This is a genomic window from Corallococcus sp. AB030, from assembly GCF_003668965.1.
Lineage (GTDB): Bacteria > Myxococcota > Myxococcia > Myxococcales > Myxococcaceae > Corallococcus > Corallococcus exiguus.
The window spans coordinates 20,661-35,884 of the sequence record NZ_RAWQ01000014.1 but is presented as its reverse complement, the minus strand read 5'-3'; the positions used below and the strand labels follow the sequence as shown (position 1 = coordinate 35,884).

Here is a 15,224-nt window from a genome sequence, read left to right as displayed (position 1 = left end):
TGTCACGCCCTGCGGTTGACGGCTTGGCGGGGGTGACCATCTTTGGCCGGCTAAGGGAACCGTCACACGACATGGTGTCTGTGTGTACGGGGGAGGGGGAGGGCGAGCGTGCCGACGATGAAGCCACAGGACCTGCCGCCGGGGATGGGCCCGCGCGGAAAGAAGAGCGACAAGCCAACACCCACGAAAGGTGGGTTCAAGTTCGGCTCACCACTGGGCTACATCCTCCTGCTCGTGCTGGGGTTCCTGCTGTTCCGGAACGTGTTTCAGGACGCGGGCGTGCGCCGGGTGTCGTACAGCCAACTTCGCGACGCGGTGGAGAACAATCAGTTCAGCCGCGTGCAGATTTCAAACGAGTGGGTGAAGGGCTTCCTCAAGGACAACGCCCAGCCTCCTCCGGGTGAGCGCGGCACGCTGCGCAGCGAGCCCAGCGCCCTGCCGTGGATGGCCTACCGCGTCCCCGGTGACGAGGGCCTGGTGCCCCTGCTTGAGCAGAAGGGCATCCAGTTCGAGGCCGTGCCGCAGTCCAGCTTCAGCGAGGTGCTGTGGATCTGGCTCATCCCGATGGGCCTGCTCATCCTCTTCTGGAGCTTCATGATGCGCCGGATGTCCGGCGGCATGGGCCAGGGCCCGCAGAGCGTCATGTCCTTTGGCAAGACGCGCGCGAAGGTGCAGGCGGAGTCCGACACCGGCGTGGGCTTCAAGGACGTGGCCGGCGTGGACGAGGCCGTGGAGGAGCTCAGCGAAATCGTCGAGTTCCTCAAGACGCCGGAGAAGTTCCGCCGCCTGGGTGGCCGCATCCCCAAGGGCGTGCTGCTCGTGGGCCCTCCTGGCACGGGCAAGACGCTGCTCGCACGGGCCGTGGCGGGTGAGGCGGGCGTGCCCTTCTTCAACCTCTCCGGTTCGGAGTTCGTGGAGATGTTCGTCGGCGTGGGCGCGGCCCGCGTCCGGGACCTCTTCGCCCAGGCCACCGCGAAGGCGCCGTGCATCATCTTCATCGACGAGCTGGACGCCATCGGCAAGAGCCGCAACTCGGGCGTGGCCGGCGGCCATGACGAGCGCGAGCAGACGCTCAACCAGCTGCTCGCGGAGATGGACGGCTTCGACAGCCGCGCGGGCCTCATCATCCTGGCGGCGACGAACCGTCCGGAGATCCTGGACAGCGCGCTGATGCGCCCGGGCCGCTTCGACCGGCAGGTGCTGGTGGATCGCCCGGACAAGCGCGGCCGCGAGCGGGTGCTGGAGATCCACGCCAAGGGCGTGAAGCTGGCCACGGACGTGGACCTCAAGGTGATTGCCTCGCGCACGCCGGGCTTCGCCGGCGCGGACCTGGCCAACGTGGTGAACGAGGCGGCGCTGCTCGCCGCGCGCAAGAACCGCGACGCGGTGATGCGGGCGGACTTCGAGGAGGCCATCGAGCGCGTGGTGGCGGGTCTGGAGAAGAAGAACCGCCGCATGAACGAGCGCGAGAAGGAGATCGTCGCGCACCACGAGGCGGGCCACGCGGTGGTGGGCTGGATGCTGCCCTACGCCGAGCGGGTGACCAAGGTGTCCATCATCCCGCGCGGCTTGGCGGCGCTGGGCTACACCATGTCGCTGCCGCTGGAGGACCGCTACCTCATGTCGCTGGACGAACTGCGCGACAAGATGGCGGGCATGATGGGCGGCCGCGCGGCGGAGGAGATCTTCATCGGCGAGGTGTCCACCGGCGCATCCAACGACATCAAGCAGGCGACGGAGATCGCCAAGATGATGGTCCGCGACTACGGCATGAGCACGCTGGGTCCGGTGGCGCTGAGCGGTGAGCAGGGGCCGGGCTTCTTGCGGTCCGCGGGCCTGCCGGAGTCGCGCAGCTACTCCGAGCAGACGGCGCGGATGATCGACGAGGAGGTCCGCAAGATGGTCTCCGAGGCGTTGGACCGCGCCCGGGACGTGCTCAACACGAACCGCGAGAAGGTGGAGGCGCTGGCGGCGCGGCTCCTGGCGACGGAGGTCATCGAGGAGGAGGCGATGATCCTCATCCTGGGGCCCAAGGTGCAGGCGCAGCGCGGCCTGCTCCACCCGGAAGCGCGCTCGGTCATCTCCGCCCACCCCGTGGGGGGCACGGAGTCCGAGCCGCCGGTGCCGCCCACGCAGCACGCCGCGGGCAAGCTCGACTCGTAGCGTGTGCCTGCCTGCCCTCCGGGCAGCCCTTCGCCCACCGGATCCACCGCCAGCCTGCGGTGACCGGTGGGCGAAATTACTTTCCAACGACAAGGAGGCGTCGCCGTGGAGAACCGGATCGGGAAGAGCTACGTCGCGCGGAAAGCGTTGTTCGCCAAGGGCCTGAAGGACGGCCGGCTCACGGTGCAGGAGATAGAGGAGGCGCTGCCCGCGGGGACTCTGACGGCCGCCGAGCGGTGGCTTCTCTACTACTCCCTTCGCGCCGCGCAGGTGGAGATCATCGACGAGGTGACCGGGCAGGTGGATCACGGCTTCATGGCGGAAGCGCCGCCAGCGGCCCCGTCCAACCACTAGGCGCGTTGACAGGACCGTCCTCGCGGTTAGGTTCGCGCCGCTCATCGAGGTTCGTTTCTTCCAACCCCTGGCGCAGGTTCGACAATGGACGGCAATCCCCGCAGCGACGAGACCCCGGAGACGCAGGCCCCCTCCGACACCCAGGTGGAGGCGGCTGACTCCGACACGCAGGCCGAGGCCGCCCAGGATGGCGAGGTGGCGCGGCTCCAGGCGGAGCTGGAGGCGGCGCGCCGCCGGGTGAACGAGCTGGCCCGGGGGCTCCAGGACCTCACCAAGGACCGCGAGGAGTTCAAGCAGCGCATCACCCGCGAGCGGGAGCGCATGCTGGACGTGGAGCGCGGCAACGTGGCCCACACGCTGCTGGAGGCCATTGACGAGCTGGACCTGGTGCTCAACTCCAGCCAGCAGGACACGTCCCCCGTGGTGCAGGGCGTGCGGATGATCCGCGACAGCCTGCTGTCCAAGGCCCAGGCCACCGGCATCGAGCGCATCCAGGTGGTGGGGCGCCCCTATGATCCGAACGTCGCCGAGGCGGCGGACATGGAAGTGACGCCCATCCCCGCGGACGACCAGAAGGTGGTCGCCGAGTTCCGCGCGGGCTACCGCCTGAAGGACCGCATCATCCGCCCCGCCCGGGTGAAGGTGGCCCGGTACGTGGCCCCAGCCCAGGCCTGAAGTCCCTAGGGCCCGCGACCCCACGGGTGTCGCGGGCCGGGAAGGGGGGCGGCCACCGGACTGTTGGGCCCTGACGCCATGGCCCGCCGTGTAAGCTGCCACCCCGTGTCCGTCCGACTGTTCAGCGTCCTTTTCGCGGTGGCGCTCGCCCCGGTGGCTGGCGCCGCCGAGGATCCGCTCAAGCCCTGGCTCCAGGCCCGGGTGCGCGAGCATCTGGCCTACTTCGCTTCCCCTTCGCCAGCGATGCCGGACACCCCGGCCACCGCGGGCGTGTCCTCGCTGTGGCGCGAGCGCCCCGCGGGCTACGCGGGCCTGCCCCACTTCACGCCCCCCACGTCGCTGGCGCCGCTGATCCGCGCGGTGGAGGCGGGCGTGGTGAACATCACCACGGTGGGGCCCGGCGCGGTGGTGGGCGCGGTGAAGCGCTCCACCGGCTCCGGCTTCGTGCTGACGCCCGACGGGCTCGTCGTCACCAACAACCACGTGGTGGCCAACGCGCAGGGCCCGGCGGTGAACCCCACCGGCTCCGGCGTCACGCCGGGCAAGGACGGCCCCCGCGAGGTGCCGGTGCAGCAGGTGTCCGTGCGGCTGGCGGACGGCCGCGAGTTCCCCGCGGACGTGGTGGGCCGGGACGCGTCCACGGACGTGGCGCTCCTGCGGCTGAACGGCGCCGGGCTGGGGACGCTGCCCGCCGTGTTCCTGGGCGACTCCGACGCGCTGGAGGTGGGGGACTGGGTGGTGGCCATCGGCAACCCGTTCGGCCTGGACCACTCGGTGGCGCACGGCATGATTTCGGCCAAGGAGCGCGTGCTGGGCGTAGGCCAGTTCGACGACTTCATCCAGACGGACGCGCTGATCAACCCCGGCAACTCCGGCGGCCCGCTCTTCAACATGAAGGGCGAGGTGATTGGCGTGAACACCGCCATCATCAGCGAAGGGCAGGGCATCGGCTTCGCGGTGCCCATCAACCTGGTGAAGGACCTGCTGCCCAACCTGCGGGAGAACGGGAAGCTGGAGCGCGGCTGGCTGGGCGTCGTCATCAACGAGGACGGCGCGGACCCCACCGCCACGGCGCCGGTGGTGAAGGACGTCTACCGAGGCAGCCCCGCCGCCCAGGCGCACATCCGCCCCGGGGATCGGCTGGTGGCGGTGAACGGCCGGCCCATTGGCAGCTACCTCCAGCTCCTGCGCAAGGTGGCGCTGCTTGCGCCGGGCACTGAGGCGAAGCTGACGCTGCTGCGTGACGGCGGCACCCAGGAGGTGGCGGTGCGGCTCGTCGCCCGGCCCGCGCAGGAGGCCACGGAAGGGCTCTCCAACCGGGGCGGCAGCAGCGCGAACGACCTGGGGCTGGTGCTGCGGGATTTGACGCCGGAGGTGGCCGCGCCCCTGGGCTACGAGGCCTTCCTGGGCGCGCTCGTGTCCGGCGTGGTGCCGCGCAGCCCGGCGGAGCAGGCCGGACTGCGCGCGGGCGACGTCGTCATGGAGGTGAACCGCCGCCGCGTGAAGGATGCCTCCGGCGTGAAGGCCGCCCTGGAGCGGGGCAGCGCCGGGGCCAGCATCCTCCTGCGCGTCCAGCGGGGCGACGCGCTCCAGTACATCGCCATCGCCCGCTGAACGCAGTCCGCTACTTGCCGCCCGCGTCCTTGCCGTTGAGCCACAGCCCCAGCTGGTTGCCGGTGCGGCCCTCGGTGACGAGGACGGCCTCGATGCGGGCGTTGACGCCGTAGTTCTTCCCGCCGCCCTTCTTGGGCAGCGTCCACACCGACTGCGGGGTGAAGACGACCTGCGCGCGCACGCCCCGCGCCGTGAACATGCGGTTGAAGGTGCCGCCGTTCCACATGTCCGGCGCCGTGCCGCTCACCGTGAGGTAGTTCATCACCGGGTTGCCCTGCGAGTCCGTCTTCTTCGGGGCGCCGTGGCACAGGCCGTACTTCCCGCCCGAGAAGAAGGGCGTGATGTTGATGGTGAACTCGTTGGTGCCGGGGTTGAAGTCACCGGGGGACAGCATGCCCGCGTCGTCCTCGGTGACGATCATGTACAGGCGCTTGCCCGTGTACTTCTTGCGGAAGGCCTCCGCCTGCTGCTTGCACTGCGGATCCACGAGCGCCCCGTCACACTCGCCCACGTACTTCTCCAGGAAGGCCCCCAGCCCGCCCAGGGGTTCGGACTCGTCACGCAGCTTCGCGAAGCGCGAGTCGACGTCGGCCAGGGCGAGCGTGGGCACAAGGAGGGCGAAGGCGGCGGCCAGGATGCGATTCACGGCGGGAAACTCCGGAAAAAGGGGGGAAGGACAGCCCGGGGATGGTGCCACTCCCGCCACGCCGGGGGCAGCGCTTTCCCGTGAAACGGGACGTGGTGCGTCATGGTGAGTCAGGGTGCTCCAGGGTGGATGTAGGTGATTATTTGCCTACATCTGGCTACCGTGTAGTTTGCCCCTGTCCCCACCTGTTTCGGAGCCCTCCCCGAATGATCACGCAGCCCCAGGAACGCCGCTCCAATCTTCGCTTCGACAAGATTTTTACCGTGTACCTGTCCACCCAGGACGGAATGATGCGGGGCATCGGCCGCAACATCAGCGCGCGGGGCATGTTCATCGAGGTGCGCGACTCGCTGGGGCTGGGCGAGAAGCTGAAGGTGACGTTCGCGGGCGAGGACGGCACGGAGATGACGTGCCTGTGCGAGGTCCGCTACCAGGTGGCGCTGGCCTTTGGCCGCAAGGACGGGCGTCCCGGCAACAGCCGCGGGGTGGGGCTGCGCATCGTGGCCTACGAGACCATGGACGACGCGCCGCTGCTCCTGGTGGACCGCGAGCGGGTGATGCACTGAAACACCACGGGGCACGGCCCTTCCCGGCTGAAGCGGGAAGACACCGTGCCCCGGGGGGCAAACGCAGGGCGCTGGCTTGAGGCCGGTTACTGCGAGAAGCCTTCCAGCAGGTAGTGGGCCTCGATGCGCTTGAGCGCCAGGATCATGGCGGCGCAGCGGCTGTCCACGGCCTTCCCGATGCAGTACGGGCGGCTGTCGTGCATCTCCGTCTTGCGCGGCTGGTTGCGCGAGATGTCCCGGATGATGCGGTAGTTGCGCTTCATGGCGCGCTCGAGGCGCTGATCGACTTCCGCCTCGCTCCAGCGCTCCATGCGCTTGTTCTGGATCCACTCGTAGTAGGACACCGTCACGCCGCCGGCGTTGGCGATGATGTCCGGGATGAGCTCGATGCCGCGCTTCTGCAGGACGCGGTCGGCCTCCGGGGTGGTGGGGCCGTTGGCGCCCTCCGCGATGAGCTTGACCTTGAGGCGCTCCGCGACGTCCGCGGTGATCTCGCCACCGAGGGCGGCGGGGACGAGGATGTCCGCCTGCACGTCCCAGAGGTCCTTCTTCTCGATGCGCTGGGCGCCGGGGAAGCCCACGACGGAGCGCTTGAGGTTCTTGGGGTCCGCCACGTAGGCGGCCAGCGCGTTCACGTCGATGCCGTCGCCGTTGAAGATGGAGCCGTCAGCGTCGTTCACCGCGAGCAGGCGCGCGCCCATGTTCCCCAGGATCATGGCGGCGTGGCTGCCCACGTTGCCAAAGCCCTGGATGACGAAGGTCTTGCCCTTCACGCTCTCGCCGCGGTCGGCGTAGTAGTCCTCGATGCAGAACGCGACGCCCTGGCCGGTGGCCTTGCCGCGGCCTTCCGAACCACCGATGCGCACGTCCTTGCCGGTGACGATGCCGCGCAGGTTGTGGCGCTCGCGCTCACCGTCGGAGAACTGGCGGTAGAGGAGCGCCATGATCTCCGGGTTGGTGCCCACGTCCGGCGCCGGGATGTCGATGTTCGGCCCGATGAGGCTCTTGAGCCGGTACATGAAGCGCAGGGTGATGGCCTCGATCTCCTCGCGGCCGTACTCGCGCGGATCCAGCTGGATGCCGCCCTTGCCGCCGCCGAACGGGACCTCCGCGATGGCGGTCTTCCAGGTCATCTCCGCGGCGAGCGCCTTGAAGAGATCCAGGGACACCTCGCGGTGGTAGCGCAGGCCGCCCTTGTAGGGGCCACGGGCCTGGTTGTGCTGGACGCGGTAGGCCTTGAAGCGCTGCGACTCACCGGGGACCAGCTGGTACACCAGACCGTCCGGCAGGCGCAGGTGGCCGTGGCGGATGGCGACGTCCGAGCCCAGCAGGGCGCGGCCGTTCAGGATGAGGTTGCCGTTGGCCAGGCGCTCCAGGCCTTCGGGGTTGCGCACCTGGGTGACGGACAGGTCGGCGAAGGACTTCGCCGCCTCGGCGGACAGCGGCACGAGCCGGTCCTTGAGCTTCGCGGTGACGTAGAAGATGTGCTCGTAGTCGGGCTCTTCGAGCTCCAGACGCACCCGCTTGTCCAGGCCGATGAGATCCGCCGCGTAATTGAAGATCTCCATCGCCTCCGTGTAGATGGTGCGCTTGGGCGTAGGGGCCGGGGCGCGCATGAAAGTCTCTTCGCTGGCCATGATGGAACGTGCTCCTTGAGGGCCCACCCGGATGGGGGCCACTGGGGAAAGCGGCGCCCTTATGAGCACAGCCGCCACGGGGATTCAACCAGTCTGGCGGCAGGCCATTTCTCCAAATTATGGAGAAAAGTCGCGGGCTTAGCCGACGCGGTGTGTCACCCCAACAGATGCGCCGTGTCATCAATGTCAGGGCTTCTGGGGGATAGAAGCGGGCAGGGGGGGCGGGGGCTCGAAAATCCCCTGAGAAACTCCTTGCCGGGTCCGGATGCGGATGGTACTTACGCGCCGCTTTCGGTGCGCCGACATAGCTCAGTTGGTAGAGCAACTGATTCGTAATCAGTAGGTCTCCGGTTCAAATCCGGATGTCGGCTCCAAGAAGAGAAAGGCCGGTTGCCCCTGTGGCAGCCGGCCTTTTTCGTTTTCGCGCTCCGGAGATTCGCATGCGGCTGCCGTGGCTGGTGTTGTGCCTGTGGTGGGCGCTGGTCGGGTGCGGCGGCGGGACGCGGGTCGTCCGGCTCGACACGGGGCACGGTGCACCGGTTGTCCATGTTCCTCGTGCGGAAGGAGTGGGCCGGCCGGTCGCGCTTGGTGGTGAGGCTCTGAAGGAGGCGGTGGCTCGGCTGGCTCCGGGGCTTCGGTTGTCGCCTCGGGCTCAGGACGCGGCTCGACGCCTCTTCGAGGTGGAGTCCCGGAGCGGTTCGTACCTGGTGGATGTGCAGCGCCGTCGCATTACGCCACTCGGGCCCGGGGAGACTCTGGCCGCAGAGCTGTCGCAGCCGGATGTGGAGCTGACTCGCGCGTACTTGCGTTGGTGTGGACGGACCGGACGCGCGGGTGACTGTCTGGGGCTACTGAAGGAGAGCCCGGTCGTCACGGAGGATGCTCGCTTCGCCCTGGCGCTCGCGCTGGCGAAGGGGGCGGTGCTGGACGAGCTGTGGGACGCCGTGAAGGACATGGCGAATCCCGAGGCGCTGGTGCAGGCGGCGTTCTGGACGGCGGCCACGTATGCGTTGCTCTGGACCGTGCCTGAGCCCGCGACGAAGGGCGTGGCGGCGGTTCTTACGGCAGCGCTCATTGGCTACGTGGGCATCGATACGTTCTGGGCACTCATCCAGGGCTTCCGGCACCTGATGGCCGAGGCGGACGCGGCGCTGACGTTCGATGAGCTGCGCGGGGCGGGGGAGCGGTTCGGCAAGGTGATGGGCCGGCAGGCGGCGCGGGCGTTCGTGATGCTGGCGACGGCTGCGATTGGGAGTACAGGCGCGACCTTGAGCGCGAAGCTTCCGGGCTTGCCAGGAGCGGCTGGGGCCGCTGTCCGGACCGAGGCGGAAGCCGGTGTGGTCTACGCGGCCGTGGGGCAGGTCGAGACGGTCGCCATCGCCGCGGACGGCTTCACGTTCGGCCTCGCGCCTGGTGCAGTGGCGATGTCCGCGCGCGGCACGGGATCAAGCACTGGGGCGTCGGGTGTGAAGGCATGGAAGTCCTTCAGTGGTTTCAAGCATGCGATGGGCCCCGCGGGGCCTGGCATGCAGTGGCACCACATCGTCGAGCAGACGCCCGGGAACGTGAAGCGTTTTGGGCCCGAGCCCATACACAATACGGAGAATGTCATTGCCGTTGACGTGAGAGTCCACGAGCGGCTCAGCGCGTATTACTCTTCCAAGCAGCCTTTTGCTGGACGAGTGACCGTTCGTGAATGGCTTCGTGGGCAGTCCTATGCGCAACAGCGGGAGTTTGGCCTCCAGATGCTCAGGAAATATGGAGCGATTCCATGAAGGCAGATGCTTGGAAGAAACTCTCCACTGAGGCGTTGGTGGAGAAGTATCGAGAGGCCTCCGCGAAACACGGACACCTCCTGGATGCGCTGAAGACGCGGGCCGCGAACAAGGAGTATGACCGAGTCATTGCCATCGATGCGGAGCTGAAGGGGCGCGGTGAGAAAGCGCAGGGGGGAATCCTGACGCTGCTGGGCGACGCAGAGCCGGGGACACGGTTCTGGGCAGCGACGTCCGCGCTGAGGTTCTCCTCTGCGGAGGCGGAGCGAGTCCTTGCAGAACTCGCGAGGCCCCCGCTGAGCCAGATTGGCCTCAGTGCGGCAATGCTACTGGATGCGTGGAAAGACGGAACCTACACGCCCAGGTGATGGCTTGAGAACATCGAGGCTGGGATGTGGCGATGATACTTGCGTCTCTCGTTGGCGGTCTCACGCGGTGAACGCACCACTCGGGTGCTCAACATGGCACCCTGCTCGACGGGAGGCGCTGGGTGCGAGGCCGAGGGAAAACAGCAAGACTGACGGGTGAGGACCGGCTGGAGATCCGGCGGCGTGTCATCGCTGGCGAGACCTTCGTGCCGTCAGGCGCTTGCCGCGGCGGACCTCGGCGCCGCGGACGGCGTGAGGAGCACACGGTCCGGCACGTGGAGGCAGAAGCACGTGCGCCCCTCCTTCCGCTCCAGGCTGATGCGCCACTCCAGGCTGCTCACCAGCCGTTGGGTGATGGCCAGCCCCAACCCGGATCCGCCCTCCTTGGTCGTCACCCACGGGTTCCAGATGCTGTCGCGCAGCGCCTCGGGGACTCCGGGCCCGGAGTCCCAGCACTCCACCCGGACGCCCCCCTCCGCCAGTGAGGCGCTCACGCCGAGACGTCCCCCGGACTCCACCGCCTGCGCTCCGTTGCGCAGCAGGTTGGCGAAGACCTGAAGCACCATGTCCGGATCCGCCAGCACCACCAGGTCCTCCGGCACCTCCACGGAGACGGAGAGCCGCTTCTCCTCCACGGGCTCGCGGATCAGCTCCAGCGCGCGCTTGAGCGGACCCACCAGCGCCACTGGCGCGAGCTGAGGCGCGGGAGACTTCAGCTTGCGCAGCGTAGCGAGCATCCGCTCCAACCGCGCCACCTCCTCGCTGCCAATCTCCACGTCCTGCGGCTCCAACGTGTGGCCTTTGCCGCTGCGCCTGAGCAGGTAGCGGAAGAAGTTCAGCGGGTAGGCGATTTCGTGCGACAGCTCTGCGCCCAGCAGCCCGAGCGTGAACCGCTTCTCGTCGCGCGTGGCCTCCACGTCACTGCGCCGCAGGGCCTCCAGTTCCTTCAGCGCCTCGGCGTGGTGCAGGGACACCGCGCCCAGGCTCGCGATGGTGGCCAGCAGCGTGAGGTCCTCGCTGGTGTAGAGGGCGGCCTGGTGCTTGGGGGGCAACAGCAGCACTCCGCGCAGCCGCCCCAGGGAACGCATGGGCACCACGAGCAGGCGCTGCCACGGCGTCTCCAGCGTCCACACGTGCTGGCCTGTGTTGAGCCGCTCCCGCGCGTCCTCGGGGAGGTTGGGGACCGCCGTCAGCTCTCGCGCCTCCAGCACGCGCACGGGGCCGCTGGTGGGCAGCCATCGGGACACGACCGCCTCCACGGCCTGACGGATGGCGGGCATCTCGTGGAGGCTGGAGAGCTGGTCGCTGAGCTGTTCGATGCTGGGGCGGAATTGCGACGCGGCTGGGAAGAACAGCCACAGCGTCAGGCGGTTGCAGGCCATGAGCCCGCCCACCAGCACGGGGACGGAGAGCAGCGTGGGGAGCCACGTCTCCACGCCCTCGCGCACCAGCAGCCGCAGGGCGAGCCAGGTCAGGAGCGCGCCGCCCAGCGAAGCCAGGACGATGGGCCCCGCGAGCAGTCGCCGCGACAGCACCACGTCCGTCTCCAGGATGTTGTGGCGCACCAGCGCGAAGCCGATGGACAGCGGCAGCAGCGGGATGACGAAGGGAACGAACAGGTGCACCACGCCGCTGCCGGACGCGAGCGCCACGAAGAAGCCCACGGCCAGCGTCGCGGGCGCGGCGGCCAGTCCCCACGCGGCGGACAGCAACTCGGCCCGCTCCCGCCCGCTGCCCCGGCCCAGGCGCAGCACGATGGACAGCAGCAGTACGGCCATGCTGGCCGGGACGCCCTGTCCCACCACCTGGCGCGTGGTGGACGCGTCATGCCCCAGCCATGGCGCGACTACCATCCACGCCGCGGCGCCCACGCCCCAGGCCGTCACCGCCAGCAGCACCGTGCGCAGCAGCGCGCGCCCACGCTTCGGGGGCTCGGGGAAGGCATAGGCCAGCCACAGGAAACCCAGGTCGAAGCCCACGCCGCCCAGGGAGAAGGCCGCCGGGAGCCCCGCCGTCGTGTGGTAGTCGTAGAAGCTCAGGAAGAGCAGGTACGCGCCCACCGTCCACGCGGCGTAGGCGCGTGCGCCCGGGCGGTGTCCCGCCATCACCAGCACCACGCCTCCCGTCCAGAGGAGGAAGAGCGCCACCACGGCGTAGAAGCCGAAGAAGAAGCCCACCTCGTTGGTGCCCAGCGCCAGCAGGGGGCGCCGCACCTCGCGCGGGCCTTCGGACGTGGAGAAGGTGAGCCGTGCTTCCGTGGCCCCGTCTCGCGCCAGCGCGGCGATGCGCGCGGCGGCGGCCTGGGACGGGAAGGGGAGCTCGCGCGGCAATGCCTGTCCTTCGATGGCGACGAGCCGGTCGGGATACTTGAGCGGGAGCCCCTCCTGCGCCCAGGCCGGCATGGAGACGTTGGAGAAGTCCGCGTACGGATCCACGAAGAGCCCGGGGAAGGGCGCTCCGAAACCGCGCCAGGCGTTCACCGCGGCCGCGGCGGCCACTGCCAGCAGCAGGGCCACCGCGGTCACGGCGAGCCACGTCACGGACCTGGATTGGCGCCAGGGGACGTTGCCGGAGGAGGGCATTCGCGCAAGCCTATCCCACCTCGACCCGTGGCTTGCGCGTGGTCAGGATGGCGCGGAGGAGGATTCCAATGGGCGTCCCGGGCCGCCATACCGGGTCGAACGCACTGCCTCCTCCGAATATGAACCGCTGGAGCCAGCGTCCTCCCTTGCGTCCCAGCTCCGCCCGCAGCGCATCGAGCCACGACAGGAGCTCCCCCGCGTCCGCGGGGAATGCGGGGGTGACCAGCTCGTCGCGGAGCGTCTCGAGCGCATGCTCCAGCCGGAGCGCCAGGGCGCCGTGGTCGCGATTCCCCTCGGGATCCAGCAGGGTGTCGTCCCCATCCCAGAGCGCCATCAGGTGGCGCGCCAGCCACATCAGGGACTCCCTCCACCGGGAGGAGGACAGCAGCCTGCGCGCCATCACTCCGCGCACCCGGAGGTAGCCCGAAAGCAGGCGCTGACCCTCGGCGTCCAGGTCGTCTCCCGGTGTCACCGCATGGACCTGGACCCAGTTGTACCAGGCCAGTGCGCGAATGATGGCCGGCTCGGACTCCGCCACGCCGCGCGCGGGGAGCCGGCTCGGGCAAGAGCGGGTGAGCAGCAGGGCGAAGCAGACGGGGTCCGCCGCCGCGAGCATGGCCGCGAGGGCGTTGACCCTGCCTGCGCCGAGCTTGGGGTTGTGGCCCTCCCGGTCCCACGCGTTGAAGTGCTCGTGCGCGGTGCCGGGGCCGTCATCCACGAGAGGAGGAACATCCGCGGTCCGCTGAAGGATTTCCCGCAGCTCGTGCACGTGCAGGTGTGGCGCCTGGCGCAGCACGACGGCGGTGGCGGCGGTGGCCAGCGCGGAGGCCACGCTGGAGTCATCCACGAGTCTCTCTTCGATGCTCGTCACCCGGTACATCTCACCCGGAGCGCTGAATGCGACCGCGGGGCCGAACCGGTTGATGGGGGCGCAGAACGTCTCGTTGTACCGGCGGTACCACCGGCCCGCGGTATCCGTGGAGGAGACCGCGAGCACCTGCGGCTGGCTGGCCAGCTCGTCGGCGCCCAGGGCATATGAGACGGGTCCGTCCCGGCAGTGGTTCTTGGTCGAGTCGCCCACGGCACAGAGGATGGGGACACCCCTTCCCCCGCGCCCCACCCGCTGCGCCTCGCGGAGCACGGCCCGGAGATGGCGCGGGGTGCCCCACAGTGCGTCGCCCATTGGAATGAGGACGAGGTCCGCCTTCCACGCCTGGATGGCGTGCGCCAGGATGAGCGCGAGATCCGTGGGCGCGAGCCACGAGCTGTGCACATCTGCTTCGGTGGGAACGAGGCGGAACAGCCCCAGCTGGACGGTGGGGCCCAGGGCTTCCTGAAGCGTGGCCGCCATGCGAGTGCCATGGCCCACCGCGGTGGGGCCCCTGTACCTGGACGGCGGGCGCGGCAGCCCATGGAAGACCGGAGGCTCGAAGCCCTCCGGGAGCTCATCGGGGAGTCCCGAGAAAGACTCATCGATGATGGCGATGCGGGGCGTGGGGTGCTCCGGTCCGAGGAGGGCATTCGCCTGCGTCAGCCCGATGAGGTCGAGCGCGGATACGAGCAGTGACTCCTCGTGGGCGACGACCTGGGGCTCGGGGATCTCGCCGTGCTTGGGTATTCCTCCCGCGCCCTGCCACAGGTCGAGCAGGGGGAGTTCGGTGCACACCTCGTCATCGATGCCGACGAAGCCATCCACCCTGTCCTCGGTGGAGACCATCAGGCCTCCCCGGCGGGCGCACAGGACGGGCTGCGCGGTGACGAGCTGGGGGCCGGGTGGAGGAACCTCATGCTTCCCCATGAGGTAGAGCTGGAGGTCTCCGATGACGGCCCGCGGGGTGTGACCGTCGAGCCCCGGGCCAGACCAGACGACGAGCGTCTTGTCGCCATACATGGCCATCAGCTCTTCATCGAGCTCTTCGTCCAGAATGACCCTTCGCGCGTATCCGAGGTGCTTCAGGCCCATAGCGCCCCCTCCGCGACGACGGCGAGCCGCCGCCCGAGCTCTTCATTCCTGTCGGCATCGCCCTCGGGGCGGATCCCGTGCGCGAGCCTGGCGAAGCTCCCCAGCCACAAGGCCAGTCGCTCCAGCCGGGCCTCCCTCGCAAGCGTGATCGCGGAGTCAAGCAGCGCCGGCATGGCCCGGACGAGGCTCCCGGAGGGAAGGCCCAACACCGACGGGACGCTCACCCCGCGCGTCCGCTCGTCCTCGGCGCAGTCCAGCGCGTCGTCCATGCACTGCAAGGCGAAGCAGAACAGGTCGTAGCTGCGCTCCAGCAGTTCGGCCCGCCGCGCCTGTCCGGTCTGCCGCAGCAGGCACCTCGCCGCCGTTCCTCCCCAGCGCAGCTTCTCTCGCGTCTGGATGGCGTACGTGCGCGGGTCCAGCTCACGCCGCGCCATCGTCCGCAGCTCCAGCGCGGTGCCGCGACGGAGCGAGGTGAGGGCCCGCGCGAGGGCCTCGCGCGCCACCCGTCGGTCGCCCGTGGCCGCCGTCAGCTCGCGCTCCCACTGACGCAGGAAGATGCCGCGAAACAGCAGCAGCCCCATGTCGGGAGCGACCTGACAATCCACGAGCCGGTCAGCGATGAGCCCATGAATAGCTGCGCAGTGGTGCGCGGCGCGGTAGTGCGCGAGCGCGGCGTCGGAGACGAGGCGGGTGCCGGGGTGCTCCGGATCCTCCGCCACATACCCGGGGAGATCGCGGTTGATGTCGAGCACCCAGAACTCCTCCCAGGCGCCGGTGGGCTCCTGGGTGATGCCCAGACGGTGGGGCAGGGTTTGTCCGTAGTCCTGGAGCGGAGTCGGAAGGCGGCGGAGGACTTCCTGGAAGGTCGCGTCCATGCTCAT

12 protein-coding genes and 1 tRNA gene are annotated in these 15,224 nt (G+C 69.3%); 8 read left to right on the top strand and 5 right to left on the bottom strand.

Annotated elements, in window-relative coordinates; translation table 11 throughout:
• Nucleotides 1-144 precede the first annotated feature (144 nt).
• The 4 genes from ftsH to D7Y15_RS05665 all read left to right on the top strand — a co-directional run bounded on the left by ftsH (nucleotide 145) and on the right by D7Y15_RS05665 (nucleotide 4,806).
• The gene (gene ftsH / locus D7Y15_RS05680) at nucleotides 145-2,163 is read left to right on the top strand and encodes an ATP-dependent zinc metalloprotease FtsH (RefSeq protein WP_120574330.1); all 2,019 of its coding nucleotides are present in this window, start codon (nucleotides 145-147) and stop codon (nucleotides 2,161-2,163) included.
• Between the two features lie 105 nt (nucleotides 2,164-2,268).
• A complete protein-coding gene (locus D7Y15_RS05675) occupies nucleotides 2,269-2,517 on the top strand; it encodes an RNA polymerase sigma factor region1.1 domain-containing protein (protein ID WP_120574329.1) in 249 nt (82 codons plus the stop codon).
• 84 nt (nucleotides 2,518-2,601) lie between these two features.
• On the top strand, nucleotides 2,602-3,192 hold the full coding sequence (locus D7Y15_RS05670) for a nucleotide exchange factor GrpE (protein WP_121751923.1): 591 nt from the start codon (nucleotides 2,602-2,604) through the stop codon (nucleotides 3,190-3,192).
• A 78-nt stretch (nucleotides 3,193-3,270) separates the two neighbouring features.
• Nucleotides 3,271-4,806: a trypsin-like peptidase domain-containing protein gene (locus tag D7Y15_RS05665; protein ID WP_199745886.1), complete on the top strand. Its 1,536-nt coding sequence runs from the start codon at nucleotides 3,271-3,273 to the stop codon at nucleotides 4,804-4,806.
• Between the two features lie 10 nt (nucleotides 4,807-4,816).
• Here the strand turns inward: D7Y15_RS05665 and D7Y15_RS05660 are convergent, their stop codons facing one another.
• On the bottom strand, nucleotides 4,817-5,452 hold the full coding sequence (locus D7Y15_RS05660) for a DUF6066 family protein (protein ID WP_121751921.1): 636 nt from the start codon (nucleotides 5,450-5,452) through the stop codon (nucleotides 4,817-4,819).
• Between the two features lie 206 nt (nucleotides 5,453-5,658).
• Here D7Y15_RS05660 and D7Y15_RS05655 point away from each other — a divergent pair, with 206 nt between their 5' ends.
• The gene (locus D7Y15_RS05655) at nucleotides 5,659-6,018 is read left to right on the top strand and encodes a PilZ domain-containing protein (protein WP_120574325.1); all 360 of its coding nucleotides are present in this window, start codon (nucleotides 5,659-5,661) and stop codon (nucleotides 6,016-6,018) included.
• An 86-nt stretch (nucleotides 6,019-6,104) separates the two neighbouring features.
• Here the strand turns inward: D7Y15_RS05655 and D7Y15_RS05650 are convergent, their stop codons facing one another.
• Complete coding sequence (locus tag D7Y15_RS05650; protein ID WP_120574324.1) at nucleotides 6,105-7,655, bottom strand: Glu/Leu/Phe/Val dehydrogenase; 1,551 nt, start codon at nucleotides 7,653-7,655, stop codon at nucleotides 6,105-6,107.
• 298 nt (nucleotides 7,656-7,953) lie between these two features.
• Here D7Y15_RS05650 and D7Y15_RS05645 point away from each other — a divergent pair.
• From D7Y15_RS05645 to D7Y15_RS05635, 3 genes are all read left to right on the top strand, one after another.
• A tRNA-Thr gene (locus D7Y15_RS05645) sits at nucleotides 7,954-8,029 on the top strand.
• Nucleotides 8,030-8,095: 66 nt separating this feature from the next.
• A complete protein-coding gene (locus D7Y15_RS05640; RefSeq protein WP_121751920.1) occupies nucleotides 8,096-9,430 on the top strand; it encodes a hypothetical protein in 1,335 nt (444 codons plus the stop codon).
• On the top strand, nucleotides 9,427-9,798 hold the full coding sequence (locus D7Y15_RS05635; protein ID WP_158624247.1) for a DUF2019 domain-containing protein: 372 nt from the start codon (nucleotides 9,427-9,429) through the stop codon (nucleotides 9,796-9,798). Before D7Y15_RS05640 ends, D7Y15_RS05635 begins: the two co-directional genes overlap by 4 nt.
• Nucleotides 9,799-10,010: 212 nt before the next feature.
• Here D7Y15_RS05635 and D7Y15_RS05630 read toward each other — a convergent pair whose 3' ends face one another.
• The 3 genes from D7Y15_RS05630 to D7Y15_RS05620 are packed head-to-tail and all read right to left on the bottom strand — an operon-like array spanning nucleotide 10,011 to nucleotide 15,224.
• A complete protein-coding gene (locus D7Y15_RS05630) occupies nucleotides 10,011-12,380 on the bottom strand; it encodes a PAS domain-containing sensor histidine kinase (protein WP_120574321.1) in 2,370 nt (789 codons plus the stop codon).
• 10 nt (nucleotides 12,381-12,390) lie between these two features.
• Nucleotides 12,391-14,343, bottom strand: coding sequence for a S8 family serine peptidase (locus tag D7Y15_RS05625; protein WP_121751919.1), 1,953 nt, complete (start codon nucleotides 14,341-14,343; stop codon nucleotides 12,391-12,393).
• Nucleotides 14,334-15,224: a hypothetical protein gene (locus D7Y15_RS05620; RefSeq protein ID WP_120574319.1), complete on the bottom strand. Its 891-nt coding sequence runs from the start codon at nucleotides 15,222-15,224 to the stop codon at nucleotides 14,334-14,336. The genes D7Y15_RS05625 and D7Y15_RS05620 overlap by 10 nt, the downstream gene beginning before the upstream one ends.

Bases quoted from the DNA above. Each gene is read 5' to 3' on its own strand.
- ftsH (WP_120574330.1), top strand. From the start codon at position 145: ATGGGCCCGCGCGGAAAGAAGAGCGACAAGCCAACACCCACGAAAGGT.
- D7Y15_RS05670 (WP_121751923.1), top strand. From the start codon at position 2,602: ATGGACGGCAATCCCCGCAGCGACGAGACCCCGGAGACGCAGGCCCCC.
- D7Y15_RS05665 (WP_199745886.1), top strand. From the start codon at position 3,271: ATGGCCCGCCGTGTAAGCTGCCACCCCGTGTCCGTCCGACTGTTCAGC.
- D7Y15_RS05655 (WP_120574325.1), top strand. From the start codon at position 5,659: ATGATCACGCAGCCCCAGGAACGCCGCTCCAATCTTCGCTTCGACAAG.
- D7Y15_RS05650 (WP_120574324.1), bottom strand. From the start codon at position 7,655: ATGGCCAGCGAAGAGACTTTCATGCGCGCCCCGGCCCCTACGCCCAAG.
- D7Y15_RS05640 (WP_121751920.1), top strand. From the start codon at position 8,096: ATGCGGCTGCCGTGGCTGGTGTTGTGCCTGTGGTGGGCGCTGGTCGGG.
- D7Y15_RS05635 (WP_158624247.1), top strand. From the start codon at position 9,427: ATGAAGGCAGATGCTTGGAAGAAACTCTCCACTGAGGCGTTGGTGGAG.
- D7Y15_RS05630 (WP_120574321.1), bottom strand. From the start codon at position 12,380: ATGCCCTCCTCCGGCAACGTCCCCTGGCGCCAATCCAGGTCCGTGACG.
- D7Y15_RS05625 (WP_121751919.1), bottom strand. From the start codon at position 14,343: ATGGGCCTGAAGCACCTCGGATACGCGCGAAGGGTCATTCTGGACGAA.
- D7Y15_RS05620 (WP_120574319.1), bottom strand. From the start codon at position 15,224: ATGAGCATGGACGCGACCTTCCAGGAAGTCCTCCGCCGCCTTCCGACT.